This is a genomic window from Clostridium sp. UBA6640 (assembly GCF_002455975.1).
In the GTDB taxonomy this organism is placed as follows: Bacteria; Bacillota; Clostridia; order Clostridiales; family Clostridiaceae; genus Clostridium_J.
Genome location: NZ_DKLM01000170.1, coordinates 576 through 10,769 on the forward strand (window position 1 = coordinate 576; position 10,194 = coordinate 10,769).

General features: G+C 27.0%; 8 protein-coding genes. 7 read left to right on the forward strand and 1 reads right to left on the reverse strand.

Annotated features, from left to right (window positions below):
• Positions 1 to 202: 202 nt before the first annotated feature.
• Entirely contained in the window at positions 203 to 466 is a 264-nt protein-coding gene (locus tag B2W91_RS20085) for a hypothetical protein (RefSeq protein WP_291584184.1), read from the reverse strand.
• 367 nt (positions 467 to 833) lie between these two features.
• On the opposite strand from B2W91_RS20085, the gene B2W91_RS20090 reads away from it, so the two are divergent.
• From B2W91_RS20090 to B2W91_RS20120, 7 genes are all read left to right on the forward strand, one after another.
• Positions 834 to 1,787, forward strand: coding sequence for a GTP-binding protein (locus tag B2W91_RS20090; protein ID WP_291584186.1), 954 nt, complete (start codon positions 834 to 836; stop codon positions 1,785 to 1,787).
• Between the two features lie 11 nt (positions 1,788 to 1,798).
• Positions 1,799 to 2,431 carry a GTP-binding protein gene (locus B2W91_RS20095; RefSeq protein ID WP_291584188.1) on the forward strand — a complete coding sequence of 211 codons (633 nt, stop codon included), beginning with the start codon at positions 1,799 to 1,801 and terminating at the stop codon, positions 2,429 to 2,431.
• Between the two features lie 26 nt (positions 2,432 to 2,457).
• Positions 2,458 to 3,372 (forward strand): permease, encoded by a 915-nt coding sequence (locus B2W91_RS20100; protein ID WP_291584191.1) that lies wholly within the window; start codon positions 2,458 to 2,460, stop codon positions 3,370 to 3,372.
• Positions 3,373 to 4,116 (forward strand): TIGR03943 family putative permease subunit, encoded by a 744-nt coding sequence (locus B2W91_RS20105; protein ID WP_291584193.1) that lies wholly within the window; start codon positions 3,373 to 3,375, stop codon positions 4,114 to 4,116.
• A gap of 575 nt (positions 4,117 to 4,691) precedes the next feature.
• Positions 4,692 to 6,284, forward strand: a complete 1,593-nt coding sequence (locus B2W91_RS20110) for a sodium-dependent transporter (protein ID WP_291584196.1) — start codon at positions 4,692 to 4,694, stop codon at positions 6,282 to 6,284.
• A gap of 114 nt (positions 6,285 to 6,398) precedes the next feature.
• Positions 6,399 to 6,854, forward strand: coding sequence for a hypothetical protein (locus tag B2W91_RS20115; protein ID WP_291584199.1), 456 nt, complete (start codon positions 6,399 to 6,401; stop codon positions 6,852 to 6,854).
• Positions 6,855 to 7,771: 917 nt separating this feature from the next.
• Positions 7,772 to 10,194: non-ribosomal peptide synthetase (locus B2W91_RS20120; RefSeq protein WP_291584201.1), on the forward strand; the 2,423-nt coding region annotated here is incomplete at its 3' end.

A 10,194-nucleotide genomic window follows, 5' to 3' on the forward strand; every position in this document is an offset into this window, starting at 1 on the left:
TTTTGTTATGGAAATTAAAATCTTGCATAAGTTATATTTTCATTGTGGAACCCTATAATACTATACTGTGTTATTAGAAACAGCGTATAGCATCATTATGAGCTGTACCTGATACATTGTATGATATAAGATATGGTAACATTTTTGAGCTGCTATTTTCTTTAAGATACCTAAAATAGAACCTGTAATTATTTTGCAGGTTCTATTTTATTAAGGAATTGACTTTGAACTCTGCGTAATCTTCTACTATATTTTCTAACTTTTTAATATGTTGGATTTGCGCTTCTTTAAGTTTAGTTTTTTTTATTTCCCTATCTTTTCTTTCTTCTACTCTTTTATTACTATCAACATCATTACTTGTGTCTTTTTTATTTGCTTCTCCTATAGCATCATTTAAATGCTGATTTATATTTTTATCTTTTTCTATAACTTTATCATTTAATTTATCTAATCCTTTTATGTTCATATTGTAACCACTCCAATTAAATCTTTTTCATATTACTTATCGTAAGAGTTTTCAATAACTTTAATAAAATAGTTATATTCTGGAAGGTTATTTTATATTTGCATTTCTTTCTGAAAAGAGAGGAGAAAGTTTACTAATAAAAGGTATACATTTCTAAAAAGAAATATATATTTTAATATAAGGTATCTTAAAAAAAGAATAATATAGCATTCTAGCCTATTTTCTATTATGCTCTTTTATCAGAAAACACAATAGGGTCACTATTAGTGAAGATTAACAGCTTATGAGATAGAAAATGCAGAAGCATTTTTAACTTGTTATTTTATTTTAGATATCTAAGATAATTTTTATATAAGGAGGGAATTAAATGGCTGTGAAAGTAGATATATTTTCAGGTTTTTTAGGTGCGGGAAAGACTATGTTAATTAAAAAGCTAGTTGGTGAGAGTTTATATAAAGAAAAGATAGTAATTATTGAAAATGAATTTGGTGAAGTTGGAATTGATGGAACTACATTAAGAAAAGCTAATATTGAAGTTAAAGAAATAAATGCAGGATGTATTTGCTGCAATATATCGGGAGATTTTAAAAAGTCACTTTTAGAAGTTTGTAGCAAATTTAATCCAAATAGGGTCATAATTGAACCATCAGGAGTAGGTAAGCTTTCGGAAATAATTTCAATAATTAATTCTAAAGAATTAAGGAATGTTGCAAAACTAAATATGGTTATAACTGTAATTGATGTATTTAAATATAAGATGTATGTAGAAAACTTTGGAAAGATATATAAAGACCAAATTCAAAATGGAAAAACTTTAGTTTTAAGCAGAACAGGTAAGGCGGAAGAAAATTTAATAAACTCAACATTAAAAGGCATAAACACTATTAATCCAAAAGCTACCGTAATAACTACGCCATGGGAGAAATTAAGAGGAGAAAGAATAGTTGAAATTAGTGAAAAAACTATTGGGAACAATTTAAAAGAAATAGATTTAATTACTAAACCGACAAAAGATATAAAAGCTATAAATAAAACTTTCCATTCAGCCTATAATACCTTTGAAAGCTTTGGAACTGTAACTGCAAGGAAGTTTAAAGAAAGTGATTTATTGACTTTATTAAAAAAACTAGATGATGAAAATTATGGACAAGTATTAAGAGCTAAAGGAATTCTAGAACTTGAAAATAGTAAGTGGATCCAATTTGATTATGTACCTGAAGAATTGCAAATTAGAAATACTACTCCAGATTTTTCAGGGAGGTTATGTGTTATAGGAGCTAATTTAAAAAAAGAAAACTTAAAAAAGTTATTTAAGCTTTAGTAGGTGAAAATATGTTAAAAACCAATATTGAAATAGTAACGGGTTTTATTTCATCAGGGAAAACTAATTTTATAAATGCACTGCTTTGCAGCACCCTAATGAGTAGTGAAAAAGTAATAGTAATTCAATGTGAAGATGGTAATAGTGCGATTAAGGAAGAGTTCTTAAAAAATAAAAATTTGAGGATAAGACAAATAGACTTTGATGATTTAAAGGAAGAACTATTAATAAAATATATTAAAGGGTTTAAGCCCTATAGAATAATAATTGAGCACAATAGTATGGAGAATATGGGTTCTTTAATTGAAAAGTTGAATTCTAGGGAGCTTCTTAAAATAAGTAGTATTACCACTATATTTAATATAATAGATGGTAAAAGCTTTTTATTATACTTATACAATATGGGAGGGGTTATCATCCCAGCTTTAGAAAGGGCAAATCTAATAATTATTAACAATATAGGAGAATTAGGTGAGGGTGAAAAGGATAAGTTGTTAACTACCATAGAAAAAATAAATAATCATGGATTTATACTGCCAGTTAATAAAAGCGAGGATCTTAAAAAAGAACTAGAGAATTTTAGCAAATTGGATAGAGGAGTTACTAAAAAAATATCATTATTTTTAAAGAATAAAGGTTATTAGTCCCATAATCTATAAGGAGTAAGAAAATGATAAATAATAAAGATATATTTTTTACAATATTTATAAGCATAGTTTTAGAAGCGTTGCCATTTATAATATTAGGCTCTTTTATAGCAGCAATAATTCAAATTTATGTTTCGGAAGATACAATAAAAAAAATAATCCCTAAAAATAAAGTTTTAGGGACAATAATTGCAGCTTTATTAGGAATGATTTTTCCATTATGTGAATGTGCTACTGTTCCTATTACTAGAGGACTAATTAAAAAGGGAGTACCACTTAATATAGCTATAACTTTTATGTTAGCTGCACCGATTGTAAACCCTATAGTATTTACTTCTACCTATTATGCATTTAAAGACATGCCTTATATGGCAATGTTAAGAGGAGGAATGGGGTTTTTAGTAGCTATAATTATAGGACTATTAATAGATGATTTGATAGATAAAAATAAAGTTATAAAGGATAATGGCACTAGTGATTTCTGTAGCTGTGGATGCAATGATTATATATTTTATAATAATGGCAAAATGTCAAATATATTAAATCATTGCTCAGCTGAATTGCGTAATATAGGTGGAATGCTTATAATTGGAGCATTAATATCAGCAGCTTTTCAAAGTTCTATACCTAGAAATTATTTATTAATGATTGGTAAAAACAATATTTTATCCATAATTGCTATGGGAGCTTTTGCTTTTATAATTTCCCTCTGCTCAGAAGCAGATGCTTTTATAGCAAGTAGCTTTATAAATCAATTTTCTCTAGGATCTATTGTAGTATTTTTAATTTTAGGACCTATGATAGACATAAAAAATGTATTTATGCTAAGTAGTGGTTTTAAAAAAGGATTTATTATAAAACTTCTTTTATTAATCTTTGCAGTATGTTTTGTTAGTGGATGCTTAGTAAATATTTTTATTGCAGGAAGGATGGTATAAATGAAAAAATTCAATTTAAATGAATTGATTTGGTTTTTAATTTTATTATCTCTCAGTTTATCTTTGGCGAATTTGATATATACTAAAAGAATTTTTAGTTTTATCCATCCTAACATGGTTAAATACATGTATTTTGCACTAGTAGCTCTTATAATTTTAGATTTCTTTCAATTAAAAAAAATATTTACTATAGAAAAAAATGAGAAGATAAAGTACTCTTATCTCTTATTTATCATTTTACTAATATCTATACCACTAGTAAAAACTGATGCAATAAATAGCAATATGGCAAATTTAAAAGGATATAAATGTTTTAAGAGCAATAATAGTGAATGCTTTTCTTTTAATAGTTTACAAAACACTGATTTAAAAGAAAAAATTGAAATCGATGAAGAAAATTTTGTGAGGACTTTTGAGGAAATTGCTAATAATTTAGAACATTATGAAGGAAGAGAAATAGTAGTGGAGGGCTTCGTTTATAAGAATGCTAGTTTTGAAAAAGAGCAGTTTCTATTGTCTAGACCAGTGATGAATTGTTGTGCAGCAGATGCAGAAATTTATGGCATATTATGTGATTATGATAAGGTTGATGAGCTACAAAAGGATAGCTGGGTAAGAGTTGAAGCTACTATTCATAACATTATAAGTAAAGATGATGAAGAGGTGTTTAATTCACCATTATTAGAGGTAACTTTAATAGAAAAAATTGAAAAACCTATAGTTGAATATGTTTATCCTGAATAAGTCTTAAATTAAGGCTTATTTTTGTTTAAGGCATTTTTCGGGAAAGGTAATCACATTATACTATATTTTATAATGGCTAAACTTTTGTAAATGTAAATATTAATATTTCGTTAATTAACGCGATATTAATATTTATTAAAATAAAATATGGAAGAATTGTGAATAAATCTAAGAAGTATATTTTTTGTCAATTTAAAAAAATAAAATATTAAAAATTTTTAAAGGTTACAGGGGAATTTAAAAGAAACTGTAAAAGTTTAATAAAATCTTTTAGCAACCATTATGAATTGGGGTAAAAATTTAATGTGAATAGTCAAAAAAATAACAAATGCTTTCTTGGAAATTTCATTTTTAAGAAAACGTTTAAATAGCTGATAGATTATAAAAAAATAATATAGTTTATATAATTAGGAATAAATAAGGGTTAGGGCGCATAATAATTATAAAATATTTCTTTAGGTGATGATGTGGAATAGAAGTTAAAATTCTTGAAATGAAATTAATAGATTGTTTAATTGCATTTCAAAAACTATCTTGATAATATTATTGTAAGATTTTTATAGGGAGGTAGTATTATGGATCAGAATTATAGAGAGAATTGGGGAACGAAACTCGGTCTCATTCTAGCTATGGCAGGAAATGCTATAGGGCTAGGGAACTTCTGGAGATTTCCTTATCAAGCAGCTAAAAATGGTGGGGGAGCATTTATGCTTCCGTATATATTTGCATTGTTAGTAATGGGGATTCCTGTAATGCTCGTTGAATGGATGCAAGGAAGAATTGGTGGAAGGTATGGTCATGGTACTGTTGGGTATATGGCTTACTTACAATCAAGAGACAGATTAAAGCCTAAAAAAGCAATATTCTTAGGAGCACTATGTGGAGCCTTTGCTATTGCAGTAACTGTACTTGTAAATTCATATTATAATCATATAATTGGGTGGTCTCTTGGATATTCTTTCTTTACAGCTGCAGGTGCCTATCAAGGTATTCAAAGTACTGGAGAATTTTTTGTTAGCTATATTCAGGATCCAGCTAAAGTTCTTGTATTTTGGTTAATAGCTTTGTCAATACTTGCTTTTGCGGTAACAAAAGGAATACAAAAAGGAATAGAAGCATGGGCAAAAATAATGATGCCATTACTATATACTTTTGGAATTATATTAATAATTAAATCACTAACCACTGGATCACCAGTAAATCCTGAGTGGTCAGCATTAAAGGGGTTAAATTATTTGTGGAAACCAGACTGGAGCGCTCTCAATTTTCAGGCGACTTTAGCAGCCAGTGGACAGATATTTTTTACACTATCAGTGGGAATGGGAATAATTCAAAATTACGCATCTTATGTGAGGCAAGATGATGATATAGTGCTTTCAGCATTGACTACTGTTTCTTTAAACGAGTTTGCAGAGGTAATATTAGGTGGAACTATAGCAATTCCTATTGCTTATGCATTTATGGGCCCAGATGGAATACAACAGAGTATAGGACTATCATTTATAGCACTTCCTAACGTATTTATGAATATGTCAGGAGGACGAATAATTGGTGCACTATGGTTCTTGTTATTATTCTTTGCTGGCTTTACATCTGCAATAGCAATGTATAATTATTTAACTACAATCTTCTCAGAAGATATGGGACTTTCAAGAAAAACTGCTTCTTTTGTAGTATTTGCATTATATATTATAGTAGGATTACCTGTGGGATTAGAACCAATTTTAACAAAGACAGATGTAATGGCGTATTTTACTGAAGTAGATAATTGGGTGGGGTCATATTTATTAGTTATAGTTGGACTTTTGGAAGTTATAATTACTGGTTGGTTTATGAAAGAAGATTTCACGGAAGGGATTAATAATGGTTCTTATTGGAAACTTCCGCGATGGGTATATACTGTTGTTATAAGGTTTATAACTCCAATAGCTATACTTGTAGTTCTTATTGGATCAACATTTAACTATATAAGGGATGGTTATTTTAGATTGATTCCAAGCTTTGTTGAAAATACACCGGAGCTTGTACCGTGGGTAAATGGTGCTAGATTAGTTATATTAGGAGTCTTAATAATAGGATTTGTAGGAACTTATAAAAGTATTAAAAAAGTTTATGGAAAAGAAATTAGCTCAAATAAAGTTATAGTCAAGAAAGGATTGGGGGCATAATCTATGGAAACAACAGCAATATTTTTTTTAGTATTTTTCTGGGGATGCATTCTTACAGCTATATTAGGAACACTTTCTTCATTATTAAGACATCAAAGGGAAGAGAAATAGCCTATGGTATCAGCATCTAAAAAAGATAAAATTATTATTCAAAAAAAAGCTTATAATATTTCTCTTCAGTTTACATTATTAAGTGCATGCCTAATAGCATTGTCTCCACAATTCTTTGGTCCTATACTGGCTATAGTCTTTATACTTCCTATATATATGGGGATTAAGGGAATTAAAAATAGAAGAAAAAGTGGTTATTTAATTGCTATGGGTATAATACCTATAGTGTTAGGAGTATCAATGCTTTGGATAAGATATTTTATATATATAATTCCAAATCTAAATGAAGAAATGTTAAAGCTAAGCTCAAATATTGGATTTTCATTTGGAACTATAAAAGTAATAACAGTAATATGTTCAATATTAGGTATAGTTTCCTTTATATTAAGTATAACTACCTTTACATCCCTTATAAAGAATAAGAAAATTTTTAATTCAATGGTAGATAAAAAGAGATAAGTGGTGAAAGGAGATAGACATTATGTTTATCTCTTTTTGCTTTAAGTATCTTTAAAAAATATTATATATTTAATAGATATTTAGAGATGATTAGCATATATTAGTAAAAATATTTTATTTTCCAGATTTAAATTTATTTTTAGCAATTTGGAGGTAGTTTTTATGGAAAGTAGTGCTGTTTTGTTTTTAGTAGTATTTTGGGGAGCGATAGTTGGAGCAGTAGGTATAACTTTGACTTCATTGATGAAGCATCAAAAAGCTGAAAATAACTAAAGTCATAATTTCAGGGTATATGTAGAAATGATTTCTTATAATTAATAATTAAATTTAATATTAAACTAATTTTCATAGGAAAACCAGCTTAGACTTAATAAATAAGTTTAAGCTGGTTTTTTAATTTGGTCTACTATCTACTATATTGATATTAAAAATAATTAAAGATTAATGAATATTATTAACTTTCAATATTCATTTCTTAAGCTTAAAAAACAGATAAAACCTAGTAAATTTCATTTATTTATAATAATTTAAATAAAAAAATATAAGATTTCAAGCGTTAACAATTGTTAACAATTTGTTAATAATAGTAACAGTTTACTAAAAACTACAATATATTACATTTTATATTTGTATAATAACAACTAGAAACTGTAATTTTTCATAAGATATGTTTCTTAATAAAAGTGGCTGAGTCACTTTAAAAAGAAATCAATTGAAAATTTTCCTTATAAAAGAGAAGTATCAATAATTGTGAATTTAATAGTTTCAGCTATGATATCAAAGAATATCAATTATATATTAATTTTAGAGCGGGTATATCTATAGGGGAAATATATGGATAAAAACTTTAATTATTATTGAAAATACTAGTTTTGATAAGCTTTATAGTAAACTAAAAAATAAGAAAGAGGGATTTTATGTTACTAAATGAAGATAGCTTTACAAGTAAATTACATGAATACTCACTTACAGCATATCAACAAGATATTTGGATAAAGCAGCAAATATATCCTAAGAATGCACTTTATAATATTGGAGGATATATGGAAATAAAGGGAAAGATAGATTTAGATATCTTTCAAAAGTCCATAAATATATTAATAGAAGAAAATGATGCACTAAGAATAATGATTAATGAAGTTAATGGAGAACCTACTCAAAAGTTTTTATCAGAATTAAATTATACTGTACCTTTTCATGATTTTTCAGAAAAAGAGAACTCACAGGAATATGCACTGCAGTGGCTAAAATCAGAAATGATAAAGCCTTTTGATATAAATAATATTCTTTTTCAATTTAAATTAATAAAAGTTAATACAAACTTATATTATTGGTTTACAAAAATACACCATGTAATTGCTGATGGATGGGCAATTTCTCTTATAAACAAAAAAGTTATGAAAATATATAACAGTCTTATAAAAGGAAATCTTTCAGAGAACGATACTTTATATTGCTATAAAAATTTAATGCTAGAAGATAAGGAATATTTATATTCTAAAGAGTATGAGGAAGACAAGATTTATTGGAAGAAAAAATTAGAAGCATTACCAGATCCTCTTATCATGAAAAAAGTAGATATAGAGGATGATGTAAATAACTATATAGTAAGTTCTAGAAAAACATTGACCATAAAACGTTCAGACTATAATAAAATAATAAAAATTAGTAAGGAAAATAATTGTTCTGCTTTTCATTTTGTTTTAGGAGCAATGTTTACTTATTTTTCAAGAGTTTATGATAAAGATGAACTTATAATTGGTGTACCAGTTTTAAATAGAAGAAGTGATAAACATAAATCTACAGTAGGACTTTTTGTTAACTTACTACCATTAAAGATAAAAATTGATAATAATTTAAAATTTATGGATTTTATCATAAATATAAAAAAAGAATTAGTTGAAAATTATAAGCATGAGAAATTACCTTTAGGAGATATAGTTAGAGAAGTCTATAACAATAGTGGTCATGAGAAAAACTTATTTGATGTAGTACTTTCTTATCTAAAGCATGATTATTCTCAAAAGTTTTCTAATTATGAAACAGAGTACAAGCTACTTGAGAATAGATGTGAACGAAATGCACTAACGATGTTTGTAAGTGATTTTGGGGATGAGAAAGATATAAATATAGATTTTGATTATCAACTTAAAGTATTTGATGAGAATTTTCCTATTGATAGTGTTATTTCACACTTTGAAAACTTATTGTATCAGCTTGGTAATAATCGTTATAATCGTCTTTGTGATATAGATATTATTACAAAGGATGAAAAGAGAAAAGTTTTATATGATTTTAATAATACAAAAACTGAATATATAAAAAATAAAACAATACATGAGCTATTTGAAGAACAGGTGAAAAATACACCTAACAATATAGCAGTGGTATATAAAGATAAGCAGTTAACCTATAACGAGCTAAATGAAAAATCCAATTATATAGCAAAATTGTTAAGGGATAGTGGAGTAAAAGTAGATACAATAGTAGGAATAATGGTAGAAAAATCTTTAGAAATGGTAATTGGAATACTAGGAATATTAAAAGCAGGAGGAGCTTACTTACCTATAGATCCACAATATCCTAATAAGAGGATAAAGCACATTATAAATGACAGTAATGTAAATATAATATTAACTAAGAATTATTTTATAAAGGATATAAATTTTAGTGGAGAGATAATAGAGCTTGAAAATGTAATAGATTCTACTCATGGATTACCTAATTTGCCAAATATAAATAAGCCAGAGGATTTAGCTTATGTAATATATACATCAGGTAGTACTGGAAAGCCCAAAGGAGTTGCAGTAGAACAAAAAAATGTAGTAAGGCTTGTAAATAATACTGATTATATTAAATTTAAAGAAAATCATAGAATATTACAAACAGGAGCAATAGTATTTGATGCTTCAACCTTTGAAATTTGGGGAGCATTACTCAATGGATTGCCATTGTATTTAATCAGTAACGATATACTTATGAACGTAAAAAAGTTAGAACAATATATTCAAAAGAATAAAATAAGCACTATGTGGTTAACGTCACCATTATTTAATCAAATATCAAAAGAAAAACCAGAAATCTTTGAAAATCTAGAATATCTTTTGGTAGGAGGAGATGTATTATCAACTAAACATATAAATAATGTGAGAAGTAAAAATAAGAAATTAAATATCATAAATGGTTATGGACCAACAGAAAATACTACATTTTCTACATGCTTCCATATTAATAAAGACTATGAGGAAAACATTCCTATAGGAAAACCAATAGCTAATTCTACATGCTATGTTCTAAATAAATATGAGATATTACAGCCTATAGGAGTTTATGGAGAACT